The sequence below is a fragment of the Undibacterium sp. Ji83W genome (assembly GCF_049340385.1).
Taxonomy (GTDB): Bacteria; Pseudomonadota; Gammaproteobacteria; order Burkholderiales; family Burkholderiaceae_D; genus Undibacterium.
Genome location: NZ_JBMPOZ010000035.1, coordinates 1 through 19,225 on the forward strand (window position 1 = coordinate 1; position 19,225 = coordinate 19,225).

The window sequence follows — 19,225 nt, forward strand, 5'->3', positions numbered from 1 at the left end:
GATACAGATGGGGGAGATGTTCCCCAATTTATGAAGATCATCATGTTCCTGCAACGCATTTCATGCTTTTGCCTGAACATGATTTTGAAATTGAAGAAAATTAGAACTTAATCAGACATTCCCTAGTATGTTTAATTTTTATCCATGCCATGTTCAACGGCATACACAGCAATCTGCACTCGGCTGGTCAGATTTAGTTTCTTCAAAATATTTTGCACATGGATTTTGACTGTGCTTTCTGCCACATCCAGATTGCGGGCAATTTCTTTATTGCTTTCACCACGCGCCAGACAGACCATGGTTTCGCGTTCCCTGGGGGTCAGCTTTTCTTTTTTTGGAATATTGCTCTGATTAAATCCTGAGCGAAATTGCATGACCAACTTGGCTGTCATGGATTCGGCTATCACAGGCTCACCTGCGGCTGCACGCTTAATGGCCTGTGTCAGATAATCTGCTTCTATATTTTTCAATAAGTAGCCGCGTGCGCCATTCTTTAAGGCGGTCGTTAAATCCTCGGCTTCTTCGGAAACGGTCAGCATAAGGACTGCCGTATCTGGCAAATCTTCAACGATGAGTTGCATGGCTTCCAAACCGGACAAACCTGGCATATTCAAGTCCATCAAGACGACATCAGGGCGCAGTTGCTTGGCCCGTTTGACGCCTTCCAGACCATCCACGGCTTCACCGACCACTTCAAACTCTGGATTACGCTGTAACAATAAGCGCATGCCACTGCGAAAAAGAGTATGGTCATCCACCAGTAAAATCTTGATAGGCATTGATATCCCGTGCTTTCTGATACTTATAAAATGAACTTACGCTACCAGACGTTCTTGCCGCAATAATTCCAGCGCTATGGTGGTGCCTTCACCAACCTGGCTCTTGATATCGAATTTTGCAGCCAGCCGTTCGGCTCTTTCCTGCATGATGCGCAGACCTACATGTGCATCACCTTTTTCATGGACCTTGTCCATGTTGAAGCCTTCGCCATCATCCGTCACGGTCAGGGAAAAATCCCGTTCATTCTGTACCTTGACCATGACTTCGCTGGCTTGCGCATGCTTGCGCACATTCGATAAAGCTTCTTGCAGAATGAATAGCACTTGTAATTGCTGTTCAGGTGCAAGAGGTGCGCCATTGCCGACAAACTCAATCTCTCCATGCACACCAGTCTGACGCTGGAATTTGCCGACGACATTGCGCATTTCTGATTCCAGGTTACTGTCTTGCAGGCGAGTGCGGAAATTAAGCAATAGCTCCCGTACGTCTTCATAGCTTTCCTGCACTCCGGCGCGTAACATGGGGGTGATGTCCTTGATTTCTTCTACGTCATTACGACTCAGGGAATCTTCCAGCATCTGTACTTGCAGGTTCAGGAAATTCAAACCTTGCGCAATGCTGTCATGCAAACCTTGCGCCAACAGATTGCGTTCATTCGATACGGCAAATTCTTTTTCCCTGGCGATCAGCCGCTGGTTTTCAATTGCAATGCCCAGGTTTTTACCCAGGGTTTCCAGCAGGCGTCGTTCTTCACTGGTGATGTCACGTTCCTTGGAAAAATGTAGCGAGAAGCTGCCTATGACTTGTTCGCGTGCCAGTATCTGGAAAACCGCTAATGAGAAAAAACCTTCTTCCTGGCAGCGGTAACGGCGCTGCCGGTCCATCTTGCGAAAATCCCGGACTATGATAATGCCCTGATGGGTAGCCGCGCCGCACAGACAATCATCTTTCTTGATGCAATGTTCCTCTTCTATCATTTGTTCCGAGATACCTTCATGTACCGTGATATGCAGGTTATCGCTGAGGTTATCGAGTATGCGTACGGTGCCGCCATCGGCTTCTATTCTCTGCATTATCCTGTGCAGGAACCCACGACATAATTCTTCTATCGCATGCGGCCCTGCCAGGAACCCGGCAATTTCATACAAGGTGCTGATCTCGTGATTTTGGTCTTGCAGCCTGGCGGTTTTTTCTGCTACGCGTTCTTCCAAAGTGCGGTGCACGCTTTGTACATGGTCAGCCATCTGGTTGAAGGCTTGCGCCAGGACACCAAACTCATCTTCAGTTTCAATTGGCAGGCGCACGCTCAAATCGTCCTTGGACATGCGCGCGATACCCGCCTGCATGCGCGTGACCGGGCCGACTATCCACAGGTATAGCAGATACAGCAATGCGATACTGGCCGCCAGTGACATGAAAATCAGGACGGTCTGACATAAGCGCAACCAGGTAGTTTTTTCTGCCAGTTCAACTTCTACCAGAGATACCAGTTTATTGATGCTCTCCACAAAAACAGGTAGTTCTTTTCTGTAAGAGACCAGTGCTGCCTGCTTATTTTGCGGATTATTCTCAATCAGTACTTTTCTTGCATTGACCTGTATATGTTGCTGCCATTCATTTTGAACCAATAGCATTTGCTCACGAACAGACCTGGAGGAAGGCAAGAACAGGGGGCGCTTGGCGTCACCCGTTTGCAAGTCGTTCAAAGTGCGATTGAAGTCTTCAAGTTCATGCTCTATTTTCATGGCGACCTGATCATGTTCAAGCTCCATCGCCAATCTGTAAGAGCGCATGCGCAGACTACCTGCTTCATTGATCGCAGCGCCGCCGCCTTCCAGTTGCCATGACAGCAACAAGGTGTAGCCAACTGCTGCCAGCGTAAGGCCCAGGCCTATCAGTGTCGTCAGTAGTATCCTGAAAGTCAGGCGCTTGCCTACTGGCAAGGTATGGGGTGAGCCTGAAATTGGGTTCATGATGGGTACTTTAGCTAGTATGTGTCAGAGCTAGTATAGGCGCATTGCAGACCATTCTTCATGGTTCGCTATAAGAGACTTCTTTTATGACGACCTTGCTGGCAATGTTCAGGGGGCATACCATGGGTAAAAACGTGTCAGAACGTTCTGAATAGGCCAGCAAGGCACCGTTGCTCATATCAAAATACCAGCCATGCAAAGCAATATCGCCTCTGGCCTCACGTTCGGAGATCCAGGGAAAACTGCGCAGATTATTCAGGGAGTTGATGATTGCCCCCAATTCGCAGGCGCGTATCTGTTCCGACTCTGAACAATTCGCCAGTTGCTGCAGCACTTGCTGCTTGACTGGTTCAACTATCTTCATCCAGCGGCCGATGAAATCTATCTTGCGGCTGGGCTTGTAGCCCTGCATCAGTGCGCGTATGCCGCCGCATTTTTCATGTCCCATGACGATGATGCGTTTTACATTCAGGGCCTCGACGGCAAATTGTATGGCAGCACTCACGCCATGCTGTTGTGCTGATTCATTGCAGGGTGGCACCAGGTTGGCGACATTGCGAACTACAAATATGTCACCGGGGTCACAATCGAGCAACAAGGCAGGATCTACCCGTGAATCACAACAACCTATCAATAAGGTGGTCGGATTCTGGCCGTGATTCAGCTTTTCAAACAACTTGTCTTCACCTGCGAAATATTTGCTTTGAAAACGCTGGAACCCCTCTATGAATTGCTGGATATTTCTGACTTCCATACTTTACTCCATCATTCTGCTAACCGCCCGTTTGCGACATGAAGCGGATAATTTTATGCGGCTGTTCCTTGAATTCATGGCGCTCCGGCTTTAATTCTATCGCTGTTCGTATGGCGGCATCCAGTTCCTGGTCACTGATACCGGCGCGCAGCAAGGGGCGCAGTTCAAACTTTTCTTCCTGCCCCAGGCACATGTATAAAGTACCATCTACCGACAGGCGCACCCGGTTGCAAGTGGCGCAAAAATGCTGGCTGATGGGCGAGATGAAACCTATCGTGCCTTTGCTGTCGCCAGTCGTCCAGTAACGGGCCGGGCCACCGCCCAGTTCTGCCGCTGCGGGGACTAAATTAAACCGGCTGACCAATTGATCGCGGATCGGACCTATATCCATGTACTGGCTGTTGCGGCCTGTCTCACCCATGGGCATGGCTTCGATCAGGCGCAGGATAAAGCCTTCTTCAAAACAGAATTGCGCCATGCGCATGATTTCATGGTCATTGATGCCACGCATGACTACCATGTTGAGCTTGATAGGGTCGAACCCAGCCTGCTTGCCAGCCTGCAGCCCGGCCATGATGCTGGCGAAACTGTCGCGCCCTGTGATTTTTTCTGTGCAGGCCCGGTCCAGGCTATCCAGACTGACATTGATGCGACGCACGCCTGCATCGTGCAAGACTTGTGCATGCTTGTGCAATTGGGTCGCATTGGTGGACAGCGAAATGTCTTTTAGACCAGGCAAGCCGGATAACTGTGCCACCAGTTGCGGCAAGCCACGGCGTAACAGAGGCTCGCCACCCGTCAAATGTACACGCCCTACGCCCATGCGAGCAAATGCTGCAACGACGCGTGTGACTTCATCAAAACGCAGCCAGTTCTCAGGCTCTTCAAAACCAGAAAAACCTTTGGGCATGCAATAACTGCAACGCAGATCGCAGCGGTCAGTGACCGACAGGCGCAAATAACTGACCCGGCGGCCAAAGCGGTCTATCAGCTTAGGTTGGGATGAAGGAGGGGCAGGAGTTTCCATACCTGCATTGTGGTCGGAGACTGGCAGCAGCACAATTCGCCGCCAAGCTAAAGGAAGATAGTTCATTCGAACTATATGAGTAGCTCAGAGTGACTTATTTAGCCAGAAATACGGCTTTCAATTCATGCCGGTAACGCAGTAAGCACACGATCAGCAAACTACCCAGATAAGCCTGCGATATGGAAAAGGCAATTCCTGCCGCAGTAGCAAGCCAGGCTGGTGCCATCGGCAATAACATCAGTAAAGCAAATGCCAGCAATACAGCACGCGCTTGCCACAACAAGCGCTGCGGCGGCAACACTGCCTGCATGGTAGGTACGCGCTGCCCCATCGGCGTTTGTCTTCTCAGATGCATGAACACCAGGAATGGAATGATCTTGCCCAGCATCGCATTGACCGGTAATACCGCACCACCGACCAGTACCAGCACTGCTATCCACCATGGCAGTGCCTGCGAGATAAGATCCGGCAAAATGAATCCACCAACATGTTTGAGTACAGTTGGCAAGGCTGCCAGCAGAGCTGTGCACATATAGCTGGCTGTACACACCAGCCATAAGCCCCATGCAGGATCAAAGCGGCGTTTGGCACGCCAGACAGTCACAAAGGCAATCAAGGCCAACAGGAAAATCACCAGGCAAGCGAATAACAAAGCAAACTGCTGCAGCGCTGGCCAGAATGCCAATAACAAGGGTAGCCACAGCACGCCCGGCAATGCCCTTTGCCAATAGGCCGACGGGCGTTTTGTTTGCCAGAACATGGGCATCGTTGTTGATGCGATACCAACTACCAGCGTCGCTATCCAGCATGTCAATCCCCAGCCCACATGCAAGTCCAGCAAGTACATGACATCCAGTTGCCACCAACCGGCAAAATTGCCTGCCAGGCTGATACCCAGCGCCACGACCAGCAAGAACGCCAGAGGTATCCACCGCAAGGTGCGCGTGGTGCTGTCGACGACCGCGATCTTGCACGCCGCTGTCAGTAAAGCCAGCGTGACCGCACCGTACAGCATTGCAGCCAGGACGCCTGCGAAAATAAACCCTGCGGTGATGCCCTGCAAAAATCCCAGGCTAAGTCCCGCAGCTATCAAGGCAGAGCCAAGGGCCACAAAAGCTGCTATCTTGTGCGCTCCTGCGACTGCCTGTCCAGCCACCACGGGCATTAATTGGAACAGCGCGCCTATCATGATGGGTGCCAGCATACCCAGTGCCAGGCAGTGAGTCAGCGCCAAAGTCAAAGGCGCGAACCGGTCTGGCAATGCTTGCTGCGGGCCAAATGCCAGCAGCAAGCCTGTCAACACACCCATCCAGGGTGCAGGCAACAGACAGCCAAAGATAGTGGCTGGCGAAGGCGAAAGCTCGTAGTTAAGAATTTTTACGCCAGCCATAGATGGCAATCCAGATATTGCTCAAGCGTGTAACTGATAGGACTCTCTAGGCGCAAGAACAGGCACCACAACAAGTACTACCCATGCCCAGCACTTCTTCCAGGTTGGGAATACTGCCGCCACACATGGGATACAGGATATTCTCTTCCTTGATATTGTGTTGCTGTATCAGGACATTCAGCGTATCCAGCACAGCCAGTGCCTGGTCTGCCTGGCCGGCTTTAATCGCAGCATTTGCCTCATCGCGCAAACTGCGGATTTCTACATGTTCGGCGCGCATGACCACAGTTGGACCATGCAACATGCCAGTTGCTTTTTCAAGAGCCGGGAAAAGCCTGTCTTCTTCCAGGGCGAAATGACTATCCAGTTGCTCACTGAATAAACGAAAATTCCTTTGAGCTGCTGCCATATCACCCTTATGCAAAGCAGCTTCACAGCGATTCAATTGCTCATCACATTCTGTGTGCTGAACCACGAGTTTTTTCATTGCTTGCGACATGATTTATTTTCCTGACTATTGGACTAATGGAGTATCTGCACCCTGGATATCTATGCCAGAAATCTTTGCGCGCCCCACCAGCAATTGCAGATACTGGCGCATGGCGTGATCATGGCTGGCCTGGTACATGTCCCTGGCGATATTGCTTTCTATGTCATCGAAAGGCAGTAAATTTCCATCCATTTTGCGACCCACCAGGATGATGTGCAGGCCGAAGCGGGTTTCTACCAGCTTGGGAATAATGCGCCCAGGCTCTGCTGCAAATACGGCTTGCTCAAACTCCGGCACTGTCGCACCGCGTGTTATCTGTCCCAGGCTGCCACCTACTTCACTGGATGGGCAATTTGAATTTGCTTTCGCACATTCTGCAAACAAGGCAGAATTTTCCAGCAAATCTGCCAGCACCACGGAAGCATGCTTGCGCAAGGCATCCAGATCGACACCTGCTGTCACCTGAAACAGGATGTGGCTGGCCTCAGCCAGTTCACCAACCTTGAAGCGGTCCGGATAAGCCTGGTACTGACGCAGGCATTCGTCACGCCCTGGTGTCGGCACCTTGACTTCTTGCCGCAGCAAGGCATCAACCCTGGCATCGTCCTCTTCATGCTGCAAGCCCAGATGCTGGGCCTCATCCAGCAAGACACGGCGCAGCACCAGGGCAGTCATGGCGCTTTTCATCGCGTCTGCGGCATCCTGATGCGCCGGCAATTCCTGCTCCATATCAGCGTCTGTCAGTTCGTAATCATTGACAATGACTGGCATATTATTCTCCCTTACTAAACTTATTGAATCTATGGATAATCAGCGTGGCCTTACCAACTGCCATGCTCGGTTGATATAAGTCACTGAAGCAAAACCGCTCCAGACATGCACCAGCCGGGTGAATGGGAAGATCACGAACAGACTCAGACCCATGAATAAATGCAGCTTGAACAGCAAAGGTGCGGCGACGATGAACTCGGCAGCATCCCCTTTGAAAGTGACGATGTGCTGAGCCCAGGTCATCAGTAACACCATCATGTGGCCATCGCTATGATTTGCTGATTCAAAGATCGTCGACAGGCCCAGACCCAGTGTGATGAATATCCATAACAGCAAAACTTTATCCCCTGTCTTTGTCACTGCCGAGATACGTGCATCGGTAAGACGACGGTGCAACAGGATCAGCAAGCCCAGCATGCACAGCGTACCAAAGATACCGCCAGCCACCATGGCGATCATTTGCTTGAAGCTATGGCTGATACCCACAGTGTCCCACACGATGACCGGGGTCAGTAAGCCAACCAGATGGCCAAAGAACAGACCCAGAATCCCCACGTGAAACAGGATATTGCTCAGCCGCAGATTGCCTGCATACAGCATCTGTGAAGAGTCACTCTTCCAGGTATATTGTTCACGCTCAAAACGTGCAAGGCTGCCAAACAAAAAAATGGCCAGCGCGATATAGGGATAAATCCCATAAATAAATTGATGCAGATAGGTCATGATGGTCTCCCTGATTATTGGGCTGCAGCAGCACCTTGTTTAGGTTGTCTGGGATAAAAATTCACGGTATGCGTGCCCGACAGATTGGGCTTTAATAAAGGCTCCACACCATCTGCGCCAGGGCCGAAGGTTTCCATTGCATCATCCATATCGCGCACTGGAGGCTCGCCCTGCTCGTGTGGTACCACATCGGTCAGGGTCGTCAGTATCAGAAACAGATTGGCGTAAGGACTGGCCTTGCGTTGCAGGCGCATACCTATCGCCGCCAGCACATGAATGGCTTCACCGAGCAATTTCTCTGAGGTAGCTTCATCCATCAGGCCCAGGAATTCCAGGAACAGTGGAACAAAATCAGGCAATTCGCTGGCCTCCGGTTCAAAGCCATGAGTACGATATTCTTCTATCAAATCAACCATGGCCTGCCCACGATCACGGCTTTCGCCATGGATATGTTCAAACAGATGCAGGGACAAAGAATGCGTGCGGTCAAACGTGCCTACATAATTTTCTTGCAGCGCAATCAGGCTGTTTGATTTCAGGTAGTTTAATAAGGGCTGCAAAGCGTCCAGAAATACTGGCTCGTCTTGCAGCGCCTGCTCGATCTCTGGCAAGGCAGCGATCAGATCAACTTGCGGGTAGCTCATCAATGCCGATAAAATGCGATAAATTTGCATACGATTTCCTTTTTTTCGTCAATGCAGGGCGCACTTGCTGCGCCCTGACAAATTATTCGGTGGTCGACATCTTCTTGCGTGACTTGGGCATGTCCACAAAAATCACGCTGCCTTGAGGTTTCTTGCCAAACAAGGCCCCATCCGAGGTGCCACCCGAACAACCATTACCAAAAGTAAATCCGCAACTGCCTTTTTCATTGAAGCTGTCTTCCACCATTTCCTTGTGTGAAGATGGGATGACGAAACGGTCTTCATAGTTGGCAATTGCCAGGGTCTGGTACATGTCTTCCACTTGCGCGGCATTCAGTCCCACCTGTTTCAATACCTCATGATCAAGCTGTCCGTGTACGGTTTCAGAACGCTTGTAGGCGCGCATGGCCAGCATGCGTTCCAGGGCGTTGGTTATCGGTTCTTCCTTGCCTGCTGTCAGTAAATTAGCCAGGTAACGCACAGGTATACGCAAGGATTTCACATCAGGGATAATGCCGTTCATGCCCATATGACCAGCTTCTGCCGCTTTTTGTATGGGCGACAGCGGTGGTACATACCAGACCATGGGCAAAGTGCGGTATTCAGGATGCAGGGGGAAAGCAATCTTCCATTCCATCGCCATTTTGTAGACCGGTGACTTTTGCGCAGACTGTATCCAGCTTTCAGGTATCCCATGCTTGCGTGCCTCGGCTATCACTGCAGGGTCATGCGGGTCCAGGAAGCAGCCAAGCTGTGCTTCATACAAATCCTTTTCATCCGGTACCGACGCTGCAGCTTCTATCTTGTCGGCGTCATACAATAAGACACCCAGATAACGGATACGGCCAACGCATGTTTCTGAACAAACAGTAGGCTGACCAGCCTCTATGCGTGGATAGCAGAAGGTACATTTTTCAGCCTTGCCCGAACTCCAGTTGTAATAAATCTTTTTGTAAGGGCAACCGGAAATACACATGCGCCAGCCACGGCATTTGTCCTGATCAACCAGTACGATGCCATCATCTTCGCGCTTGTAGATAGAGCCTGAAGGGCAGGAAGCCACACAGGCGGGGTTCAGGCAATGTTCGCACAGACGCGGCAAATACATCATGAAGGTGGATTCAAAGGTGCTGTACATCTCTTTTTGCACACCTTCAAACAAGGCATCCTTGCTGCGTGCGCTGAATTCACCACCGAGATCATCTTCCCAGTTCGGGCCCCATACTATCTTGTCCATCTTCTTGCCAGTCAGCACAGAGATAGGGCGTGCCGTCGGCGGTGTCTGCATCAGGGGTGCATTTTGCAGATGCTCATAATCAAATGTGAATGGCTCGTAATAATCATCAATCGAAGGCAAGTTAGGATTGGCAAAGATATTTGCGAGTATGCGCAGCTTGCCGCCCTGTCTTGGTTCCAGCTTGCCAGCTTCAGTGCGGTGCCAGCCACCTTTCCATTTTTTCTGGTTTTCCCATTCCTTGGGATAACCTATGCCGGGCTTGGTTTCAACGTTATTGAACCAGGCGTATTCAACACCATCACGACTGGTCCAGACGTTCTTGCAAGTGACTGAGCAGGTATGGCAACCAATACACTTGTCCAGATTCAGTACCATGCCGACTTGTGCACGAATTTTCATGATGCTGACTCCTCTTCCAGTTTACCTTCCAGCCAATCTACTTTTTTCATCTTTCTCATGACAATGAACTCATCCCTGTTGCTGCCGACGGTACCGTAATAATTGAAGCCATAAGCAAGTTGTGCATAGCCACCTATCATGTGGGTAGGTTTCAAGACTGCACGCGTGACCGAATTATGTATGCCGCCGCGCTGGCCGCTGAGTTCTGCCCCTGGCGTATTGATGATCTTTTCCTGGGCGTGATACATCAGGCACATGCCTTTGGGTACACGCTGGCTGACTACGACACGGGCTGTCAAAGTACCGTTGCTGTTAAAGACTTCGACCCAGTCGTTATCTACCAGACCTGCTTCTTTCGCTTCACCTTCGGATATCCACACGTGCGGGCCACCACGGCTCAGTGTCAGCATGCGCAAATTGTCTGAATAAGTAGAATGGATACCCCATTTCTGATGCGGCGTGATGAAATTGAGAACGATTTCTTTTTCGCCATTCGGCGATTTATTCAACATAGGCGCTACTGTCTTGGTGTCGATAGCCGGTTTGTAGACACACAAGCCTTCACCAAAATCCAGCATCCAGCGGTGATCCTGATAGAACTGCTGGCGACCAGTCAGCGTGCGCCATGGTATGTATTCATGCACATTCGTATAACCGGCGTTGTAGCTGACTTCTTCAGATTCCAGGCCAGACCAGGTCGGTGCTGAAATAATCTTGCGAGGCTGTGCCTGCACATCGCGGAAACGGATCTTGTCATGTTCACGGCCAACTGCCAGATGGGTGTGGTCACGACCAGTAATCTTGCCCAGCGCCTCCCATGCCTTGACGGAGACATGGCCATTGGTCTCAGGTGCGAAGGTGAGTATCATTTCGCAGGCGTCGATGGCACTTTCCAGACGCGGGCGGCCTTTGCTGACACCTTCTTCAGTCACAACCTTGGTGATGCCACCGATTTCCTTGACTTCATGTTCGGTGTTCCAGTTGATGCCTTTACCGCCATTACCCAACTTATCAAGCAAAGGGCCTATCGAGGTGAACTTCTTGTAGATGTCTTTATAGTTGCGTTCCACTACAAAGAAATTAGGTGCAGTCTTGCCGGGTATCAGATCGCATTCACCTTTCTTCCAGTCCTTGGGTTCAAAAGCCTGACCAAGTTCACCCGGGGTATCATGCATCAAAGGTTGCAATACGATGTCCTTGCGGGTACCAAGATATTCGCCGCTAATTTCAGTAAATTTTTTGGCGATACCTTTATAGATTTCCCAGTCGGTCCTGCTTTCCCACAACGGTTGCACAGCTTCACTCAATGGGTGAATGAAGGGGTGCATGTCAGAGGTATTGAGGTCATCTTTTTCATACCAGGTAGCTGTCGGCAAGACGATGTCGCCATACAGGCAAGTTGTGCTCATGCGGAAGTCGAGCACTACCAGCAAGTCAAGCTTGCCTTCTGCTGCCACAGGACGGTATTTGACTTCAGACGGTTTGACCGCCTCGTCTGGATCATCAAACAAGGCATTTTGTGTGCCCAGCAAATACTTGAGGAAGTATTCATGCCCTTTGCCAGAACTGCCGAGGATGTTCGAGCGCCAGACAAACATATTGCGCGGGAAGTTTTTAGGATTGTCCGGATCATCACAGCTCATGTTGACCGTGCCTGATTTCAGGCTGTTCTTCAGATAATCCTGTGGCGTCAGTCCCGCTTTTTCTGCTGCATCACAGACATCCAGCGGATTGGTTTCCAGTTGCGGCGCCGATGGCAGCCATCCAAGACGCTCGGACTTGGCATTCATGTCTATCATGCTCATGTGGCTGATCTTGGACTTGTCTGCAGTCGGTGCGAGTATCTCATCCAGTGCCAGTTTTTCATGACGCCATTGGCTGGTGTGGGCATAGAAGAAGCTGGTGCCGTTCATCTGGCGTGCAGGGCGTACCCAGTCGCTGGCAAATGCCAGTGGTGCCCAGCCAAATTGTGGGCGCAGTTTTTCTTGACCAACATAGTGCGCCCAGCCACCACCGGATTTACCTATGCAACCGCACATCATCAGCATATTGATGATGCCACGATAAATCATGTCATTGTGGTACCAGTGATTCAAGGCTGCACCGACGATGACCATGCTCTTGCCTTCGGTGTCATGGGCATTTTGCGCAAATTCACGTGCTACCTGTATCACCAGATCGCGCTTGACGCTGGTATGTTTTTCTTGCCAGGCCGGTGTGTAGGGAACATCATCGTCATACGATGATGCAACCGCACCACCCAGGCCCTGATCAACACCGTAGTTCGCCATCGACAAATCGTATACAGTCGCCACCAGGGCAACACTGCCATCGGCCAAAGTGACGCGTTTTGCTGGCAAATGACGCAACAACATATCATTGGCGTCGTTGCCACCGAAGTAATTGAAACCAACCGTGACTACTTCGTCATGCTTGCCGACCAGGCTCAGTTGCGGGTCAATTGCGCGACCAGAGTTGCCGTCTTTGGCTTCCAGATTCCAGCGACCAACTTTAGCACCGTCATCGAATTTTCCTTCACCCCAGCGATAGCCGATAGAGCCATTGGGCGATACGATATCGCCCGTGATTTCATCGATAGCCAGGGTTTTCCAGTCTGGATTATTGGCTTCGTTCAGATTGCCTGGCAATTGCGAAGCACGCAGCATTTGATCCGGTACATAGCTGCCATTACGTTCTACCAGACGTACCAGCATGGGCATATCGGTATATTGTTTGACATAGCTGCGGAAGTAGGCAGACTTGTTACCGAGATGGAATTCCTTCAGTATCACATGGCCCATGGCCATGGCGAGTGCGGCGTCGGTACCCTGTTTGGGTGCCATCCAGATGTCGCCAAACTTGACCATTTCCCCAAAGTCAGATGACACGGCGACCGTTTTAGTACCCTTGTAGCGCACTTCGGTATAGAAATGCGCATCCGGCGTGCGGGTCTGCGGTACATTCGATCCCCATACCATCAGGTAAGTCGAGTTATACCAGTCAGCAGATTCAGGCACGTCTGTTTGCTCACCCCAGATTTGTGGGCTGGCCGGTGGCAAATCGCAATACCAGTCATAGAAAGACAGCGGTACGCCACCTATCAGGCTCAGGTAGCGTGAACCGGCGGCATAAGAAACCATGGACATCGCCGGGATAGGCGAAAAGCCAACCACGCGATCCGGGCCAAATTTTTTGATGGTATAGGCATTTGATGCGGCGATGATTTCCTGTGCCGTATCCCAGTCAGCGCGGACAAAACCGCCAAGGCCGCGCACGGACTTGTAGCGTTTTGCTTTTTCAGGATTCTGGCTAATGGCTTCCCATGCATCTATCGGCCCCATGGTCTTGCGGGCTTCTTGCCACATTTCCATCAGACGCCCACGTATCATCGGGTATTTGACGCGCTGGGCAGAATACACGTACCAGCTGTAAGACGCGCCGCGCGGACAGCCGCGTGGCTCATGATTAGGTAGATCGGGGCGGGTGCGTGGATAATCAGTTTGCTGGGTTTCCCAGGTAATCAAACCATTCTTGACATACACTTTCCAGGAACACGAACCAGTGCAATTAACACCATGGGTAGAGCGCACAATCTTGTCGTGCTGCCAGCGGCTGCGATAGCCATTTTCCCATTTGCGGTCTTCTTCGACCACGGCACCATGACCATCGGAGAAGGTAGACTTCACCCGCGACATGAACTTCAATCTATCCAGAAAATGACTCATCGTAACTCTCCATATCAAGTGGGCGATGTACCCACATTTTCTTTAATGCATGCTGAGAGTGTAGGGAATCGAGGCTGTCCCGCCCATTCTTCAGTGCGGTGGAATTTGTTGCGCATTCGCACTAGACCACCTAGTCCTTTAGAACTAGAACGGCGCTGCTTATAAAAAAACGGCCTGTGAATACACAGGCCGTTTTCCAGGATATTTCTATTGTTTAAAAATCTAGCAAGGCATCTCTGCACCTTTGCGTGAGTAATACCACCAGGTGATGGCCATGCAACTGACATAGAAGCCAATGAACACATACAGTGCCATATCAGGTGCGCCTGTCATCTTGATGGACGTACCAAAACTTTGGGGGATAAAGAAGCCACCGTATGCACCAATCGCACCGGAGAAGCCGAGCACGGCAGCAGATTCCTTGGCAGCGTCCAGCCTGGCCTGCTTCAATGCAGGCTCGCCCTTGCCCTTGGCCGCGCGTTCACGGTCGGTCTGGAAAATGATCGGTATCATGCAAAAGGTTGAGCCGTTTCCCAGACCAGTCAAAATGAACATGACTATAAAGGACACTAGAAAGGTCATGAACTGATGCTCATGCAAGGCTGGCAAAATACCTGCGACGATTGTGGCTGCCATGGCAACAAAGACCCAAAATGTCAATCTGGCACCACCTATTTTGTCAGAAATCATGCCACCAATAGGCCTCGCCAGTGCACCGGCCAAAGGCCCGAGAAAGGCAAATTTCGCGACATCAATTTCAGGGAACTGCGCCTTGATCAGCATCGCAAACCCGGCAGAAAAACCAATGAAAGAACCAAAGGTGCCTATGTATAGCCAGCACATCAGCCAATTGTGTTTACGCTTGAAGATCACCGCCTGATCCGCAAAAGAAGCTTTGGCCGAGGCGATATCATTCATGCCAAACCATGCCATCAGGGTTGCAACCACAATAAACGGTACCCAGATAAACCCGGCATTCGCCAGCCAGAACATATTATCGGCGCCGGTTTTGGCGTTATGAAACAGAAAGCCATCACCAGATATGCTGACACCAAACATGGCAGAAGAAATCACCAGCGGCGTCACAAACTGCACCACTGAGACACCCAGATTGCCAATGCCTGCGTTCATGCCGGTGGCATAACCTTTGCGTGATTTTGGGAAAAAGAAACTGATATTCGCCATGCTGGAACTAAAATTACCACCACCCAGACCGCACAGCAGCGCCAGTATCAATAAGGTCGAATAACTGGTCGTAGGATCTTGCAAGGCAAAGCCCATACCCAAAGCGGGGATCAACAAACTTGCAGTGGAAATCGCTGTCCACTTACGGCCACCAAATACAGGCACCAGGAAAGAATAAAAAATCCGCAAAGTTGCACCTGACAAGGCGGGCAAGGCCGTCAGGAAAAACAGCTGGTCTTTACTGAAATGAAATCCAGCCTTGTCCAGGTTAGCGGCAACCACACTCCATAGCATCCATACTGTAAATGCCAGCATCAGGCTGGGTATGGATATCCATAAATTTCTATTCGCAATCGAGCTGCCTTCCTTGCGCCAGAATTCAAGATTTTCTGGTTCCCACCGGTTTAATACATGACTCATCATATGCTCCTCATTTTGAATAATTTGTAATCACAAATGTTCACCCTTGCTCACAGATGTCAGGCTGGCATAGCGGCCTGGGCTGCTAACATGCCTTCCCTGCGGAATTGGAAATGCATCCACACCAGGGACACACAGACCGTGCCGTACAACAGCATGAAACAGGAACTGCGCACACCGGTAATGTCGACAATAGCGCCGAACAAAACCGGCAAAATAAAACCACCAAGGCCACCCGCCAAACCGACCACGCCAGAAACGGCACCGATATTGCTGCTGTAATCATCCGAAATAAATTTGAAGACAGATGCCTTGCCCACTGCCATGGCAATACCAACAACAAACAGGATGGTCGTGAACAGCATTGGAGTCAGGCCCAGATGAAAGCTCTGCATGCCGTTGATGGTCTTGATGGTGAAATCAGTTTGCGGATAAGACAGTAAAAAGAAGGCAACCCAGCATACCCACATGACCCACCATGTCACTTTGTAGGCACCATACTTATCAGACAACCAGCCACCAAACGCGCGCAGGACACCGCCAGGTAAAGAGAAGCAGGCAGCCAGCAAGGCAGCGCTCTTGATGTCGAAACCATATTCAGTCACGTAGTACTTGACCATCCATAAACTCAAGCCCACATAACCACCAAAGACGACAGAGTAATACTGGCAATAACGCCAGACCTTTGGGTCTTTCAGCATTTTCAGCTGAGCCAGGAAGCTGATATTGGATTTGACGTTATGGCTGGGGTCAGTGGCAGAGAACACCCAGAAGATCAGGGCAGCAGCCAGCATCAAGCCTGCATACACCTTGGGTACCAGCGTCCAGCCCGCAGCAGCGATCAGGGCAGGAGCAATGAATTTATTGACAGCCGCACCAGAATTACCTGCTCCAAAAATGCCCATGGCAAGGCCTTGCCGTTCTTTCTTGAACCAGCGTGCGACGTAAGGGGTGCCCACGGAAAAAGAACCACCTGCCAGGCCAACGAACAAACCCAGCACCAGGAAATGCCAGTAAGCCGTGGCATAATTGATCAGGTAAATCGGTATGACGGTGAACAACATCAGCAAGAACAAGACTATGCGGCCACCGAAGCGGTCAGTCCAGATACCAAGTGGCACACGTATCAAAGAACCGGTCAGCACAGGCATCGCCGTCAGCAGACCAAATTCCGTTTCATTGAGATGTAATGCCGCCTTGATCGGAATGCCAATCACACCAAACATCATCCAGATGGTGAAACAGACGGTGAAGGCCAGTGTGCTGGAACCCAGCACCACATAGGCTTTGCCCTGACTAGCCATGACAGCTCCTTTTACTTTTATAGGTGCTATCAGCTTACAAAGAATAGGGTTATTTTAAAATTCGTCTGAAGGTTGCATTAATTGATGCAAAAGGAGGGGGGTATCGTCTAGTAGAACTAGTTCGTCAGACGAGTATTCGATGGTGCCGCAATTGCAAAGGATGTGTCGTAATAAGGTATTGCAAACTTGGAAAAGCGGTATAGCTCCCGAAAATTTTAATGCCAGACTGTAAAATTGTTTAGCTTCGTATCGGATTCGGCAATACAGAGCATTAAAGTTCAGAGTTAAGTGAACAAAGTTCAGAGTTAAGTGGATTTCGACAATGATTACTAATGTTTGACTGTAAAATCCCCCATTCAGAAATCAATGTAAAAAGTCGCTTGCATAAATCACTGTTTTTTTATACAGTACTGCAAATCGCAGGAAATTAAGCCTGTATTCCTTTTTCCACCCGCCGCTTATTGAATGAAAGAATGTATGGACGATAAGAAACCAGAAAATGCCTCAGAAAAAGCAAAGGCACTTGCAGCAGCGCTGGCACAGATAGAAAAGCAGTTTGGTAAAGGTTCGGTCATGCGTATGGCCGACGGTGAAGTGGTGGAAGAGGTGCAGGTTGTCTCTACTGGCTCTCTGGGTCTGGATATCGCGTTGGGCGTCGGTGGCTTGCCACGTGGCCGCGTAGTTGAGATTTATGGTCCTGAATCTTCTGGTAAAACCACATTGACGCTGCAGGCTATTGCTGAAATGCAAAAGCTGGGCGGTACTTGTGCATTTATCGATGCTGAGCATGCTTTGGACGTTGGTTATGCTCAAAAACTGGGTGTGAACCTGTCTGATTTGCTGATTTCCCAGCCTGACACGGGTGAGCAAGCACTGGAAATTACGGATGCGCTGGTGCGTTCTGGCAGTGTTGACCTGGTGGTGATTGACTCGGTAGCAGCCTTGACACCACGTGCCGAGATTGAAGGCGACATGGGTGATTCTTTGCCTGGTCTGCAAGCCCGTCTGATGTCCCAGGCTTTGCGTAAGCTGACTGGCAGTATCAAACGTACCAATACGCTGGTGATCTTTATTAACCAGATCCGTATGAAGATTGGTGTCATGTTCGGTAGCCCAGAAACCACGACAGGTGGTAATGCGCTGAAATTCTATGCTTCTGTACGTCTGGATATCCGCCGCACTGGCTCTATCAAGTCTGGTGATGAAGTGGTGGGTAATGAAACCAAAGTCAAGGTTGTCAAGAACAAGGTGGCGCCACCATTTAAAGAAGCTCACTTCGACATTATGTATGGCGAAGGCACTTCACGCGAAGGCGAAATTCTTGATCTGGCGGCCGATGCCAAGATCATAGAAAAAGCTGGTGCCTGGTATAGCTACAACGGTGAACGTATCGGCCAGGGTAAGGACAATGCACGTACTTATCTGAAAGAGCGTCCTGAGCTGTCATTTGAAATTGAAAACAAAGTGCGCTTGCATCTGGGCGTGCCATTGTTGATGCCGTCGGCAGTGGCGGCTGAATAAGTTACAGCACCAAGTTGCAGCACTAAGCTGTAGCATTGTTAGCGCTATAGTATTGAATCATGCCGGTTGGTAGTTACCAACTGGCATTTTTGCTTTTAAAGTATGAAAAAACCTACTATTAGCCTGAAAGCGCGAGCGCTGCGTTATTTATCCATGCGTGAACATAGCCGCATGGAGTTGGAGCGCAAACTGGCACGTTATGCGGAAGAGGGCGATGACGTGGCGGCCGTGCTGGATTTTTTGGAGGCGGCCCAGTATTTGTCTGGCGAGCGTTTTTCTGAGTCGCTGGTTAATCGGCGACAAGCCAGGTTTGGGAATAACCGTATCCTGGCGGAGCTGCAAAGCCATGGCCTTGATGCGCAGGATATAGAAAACGTTAAAGAAGACTTGAAAGAGTCGGAAGTAGAGAGGGCGGTTCAGGTCTTGCACAGGAAATTCCGGCACGCGCCGCAGGATCATCAGGAAAAAATGAAGCAGGCGGCGTTTTTGCAGCAGAGGGGATTTTCCAGCCGGGCAACGCAGGCGGCTATGCGAATGCCGCGGGACGAGGATGATGAGTAATATTCACAATTTCAGAATGCTCACAATTGCGAGGATGCCGGCCCAGCACAGGTTTAGGCCTAGCGGTGTTGCTTGATTTTGTTTGTTCTTGATTTATTTGCATAGACTCAAAAATCCTGAACAAGATCGCGGCAGATTTGGCTCTAAAGGTGTTAACACGATGGATTCCTGCCTGCGCAGGAATGACGAAGTGGAGGGTATTCTTATTATTGAAGTCGAGACATTGATTGAATACCAGACATTGGGCTGATAATCCGCAGCCTGGTGAACCCAGTACTTACCTGCAAAGCAAAAACTTCGGCCCGAACTTTGAAACAAGTA

At 50.3% G+C, this 19,225-nt stretch carries 15 protein-coding genes; 2 read left to right on the top strand and 13 right to left on the bottom strand.

Annotated features, from left to right (window positions below):
• Positions 1-131: 131 nt before the first annotated feature.
• From ACO0LD_RS30185 to ACO0LD_RS30245, 13 genes are all read right to left on the bottom strand, one after another.
• A complete protein-coding gene (locus tag ACO0LD_RS30185; RefSeq protein WP_423012952.1) occupies positions 132-779 on the bottom strand; it encodes a response regulator in 648 nt (215 codons plus the stop codon).
• Between the two features lie 36 nt (positions 780-815).
• Positions 816-2,753 carry a type IV pili methyl-accepting chemotaxis transducer N-terminal domain-containing protein gene (locus ACO0LD_RS30190; protein ID WP_423012954.1) on the bottom strand — a complete coding sequence of 646 codons (1,938 nt, stop codon included), beginning with the start codon at positions 2,751-2,753 and terminating at the stop codon, positions 816-818.
• Between the two features lie 58 nt (positions 2,754-2,811).
• Positions 2,812-3,507, bottom strand: a complete 696-nt coding sequence (locus ACO0LD_RS30195) for a carbonic anhydrase (protein WP_423012956.1) — start codon at positions 3,505-3,507, stop codon at positions 2,812-2,814.
• A 19-nt stretch (positions 3,508-3,526) separates the two neighbouring features.
• The gene (gene moaA, locus ACO0LD_RS30200; protein ID WP_423012958.1) at positions 3,527-4,534 is read right to left on the bottom strand and encodes a GTP 3',8-cyclase MoaA; all 1,008 of its coding nucleotides are present in this window, start codon (positions 4,532-4,534) and stop codon (positions 3,527-3,529) included.
• A 94-nt stretch (positions 4,535-4,628) separates the two neighbouring features.
• Positions 4,629-5,924 carry a hypothetical protein gene (locus tag ACO0LD_RS30205; RefSeq protein WP_423012960.1) on the bottom strand — a complete coding sequence of 432 codons (1,296 nt, stop codon included), beginning with the start codon at positions 5,922-5,924 and terminating at the stop codon, positions 4,629-4,631.
• Positions 5,925-5,970: 46 nt separating this feature from the next.
• The gene (locus ACO0LD_RS30210) at positions 5,971-6,423 is read right to left on the bottom strand and encodes a hemerythrin domain-containing protein (protein WP_423012962.1); all 453 of its coding nucleotides are present in this window, start codon (positions 6,421-6,423) and stop codon (positions 5,971-5,973) included.
• Between the two features lie 15 nt (positions 6,424-6,438).
• The gene (locus ACO0LD_RS30215) at positions 6,439-7,185 is read right to left on the bottom strand and encodes a peptidylprolyl isomerase (protein ID WP_423012964.1); all 747 of its coding nucleotides are present in this window, start codon (positions 7,183-7,185) and stop codon (positions 6,439-6,441) included.
• Positions 7,186-7,224: 39 nt separating this feature from the next.
• On the bottom strand, positions 7,225-7,908 hold the full coding sequence (gene narI / locus ACO0LD_RS30220; protein WP_423012966.1) for a respiratory nitrate reductase subunit gamma: 684 nt from the start codon (positions 7,906-7,908) through the stop codon (positions 7,225-7,227).
• A 14-nt stretch (positions 7,909-7,922) separates the two neighbouring features.
• Positions 7,923-8,582, bottom strand: a complete 660-nt coding sequence (gene narJ / locus ACO0LD_RS30225; protein ID WP_423012968.1) for a nitrate reductase molybdenum cofactor assembly chaperone — start codon at positions 8,580-8,582, stop codon at positions 7,923-7,925.
• A gap of 52 nt (positions 8,583-8,634) precedes the next feature.
• Positions 8,635-10,188 carry a nitrate reductase subunit beta gene (narH, locus tag ACO0LD_RS30230; protein WP_423012970.1) on the bottom strand — a complete coding sequence of 518 codons (1,554 nt, stop codon included), beginning with the start codon at positions 10,186-10,188 and terminating at the stop codon, positions 8,635-8,637.
• Positions 10,185-13,913 carry a nitrate reductase subunit alpha gene (locus ACO0LD_RS30235; protein ID WP_423012972.1) on the bottom strand — a complete coding sequence of 1,243 codons (3,729 nt, stop codon included), beginning with the start codon at positions 13,911-13,913 and terminating at the stop codon, positions 10,185-10,187. Before ACO0LD_RS30235 ends, narH begins: the two co-directional genes overlap by 4 nt.
• A 222-nt stretch (positions 13,914-14,135) precedes the next feature.
• Positions 14,136-15,521 carry a NarK family nitrate/nitrite MFS transporter gene (locus tag ACO0LD_RS30240; protein ID WP_423012974.1) on the bottom strand — a complete coding sequence of 462 codons (1,386 nt, stop codon included), beginning with the start codon at positions 15,519-15,521 and terminating at the stop codon, positions 14,136-14,138.
• A 56-nt stretch (positions 15,522-15,577) separates the two neighbouring features.
• Complete coding sequence (locus ACO0LD_RS30245) at positions 15,578-16,822, bottom strand: MFS transporter (protein WP_423012976.1); 1,245 nt, start codon at positions 16,820-16,822, stop codon at positions 15,578-15,580.
• 477 nt (positions 16,823-17,299) lie between these two features.
• Here ACO0LD_RS30245 and recA point away from each other — a divergent pair, with 477 nt between their 5' ends.
• Entirely contained in the window at positions 17,300-18,343 is a 1,044-nt protein-coding gene (gene recA, locus ACO0LD_RS30250) for a recombinase RecA (protein ID WP_423012978.1), read from the top strand.
• Positions 18,344-18,445: 102 nt separating this feature from the next.
• The gene (recX, locus tag ACO0LD_RS30255) at positions 18,446-18,904 is read left to right on the top strand and encodes a recombination regulator RecX (RefSeq protein ID WP_423012980.1); all 459 of its coding nucleotides are present in this window, start codon (positions 18,446-18,448) and stop codon (positions 18,902-18,904) included.
• Positions 18,905-19,225 lie beyond the last annotated feature (321 nt).